Annotated in this window: 1 protein-coding gene; it reads left to right on the top strand. The window is 49.7% G+C overall.

The genetic code is table 11. The features are described 5' to 3' along the window. The coding region (locus R7O13_RS28295) for a UbiD family decarboxylase (RefSeq protein ID WP_318305379.1) at window positions 1-628 on the top strand (628 nt) is incomplete at both ends.

Raw genomic sequence — 628 nt, 5'->3', positions numbered from 1 at the left:
AAATCGCCAAAAACAAAATCATCATGCGTTGGTTAGCTCACCGTGGTGGCGCGTTAGATTTGCGTGATTGGATGGAAACCAACCCGGGTAAGCCGTTCCCAGTTTCCGTGGCGTTTGGTGCCGACCCTGCCACTATCCTTGGTGCGGTGACGCCAGTGCCGGATACGTTATCAGAATATGCCTTTGCTGGTTTGCTGCGTGGCAGTAAAACCGAAGTGGTCAAATCCATCAGTAACGATTTGGAAGTCCCAGCAAGTGCTGAAATCGTCATGGAAGGGTACATCGACCCGAACGAGTTTGCCGATGAAGGCCCTTACGGCGATCACACTGGCTACTATAACGAAAAAGAAAAGCATCACGTCTTTACCATTACGCACATCACCATGCGTAAAGACCCAATTTATCACAGTACCTATACTGGTCGTCCACCAGATGAGCCGGCGGTATTAGGCGTGGCACTGAATGAAGTATTCGTGCCAATTCTGCAAAAGCAATTCCCTGAGATTGAAGACTTCTACCTACCGCCAGAAGGTTGTTCGTATCGCATGGCCGTTGTAACCATGAAGAAGCAATACCCAGGTCATGCGAAACGCGTGATGATGGGGGTTTGGTCCTTCTTGCGTCAGTT

The sequence above is a fragment of the Vibrio sp. Y176 genome, from assembly GCF_033438945.1.
This window is presented reverse-complemented; position numbering and strand designations above follow the sequence as displayed.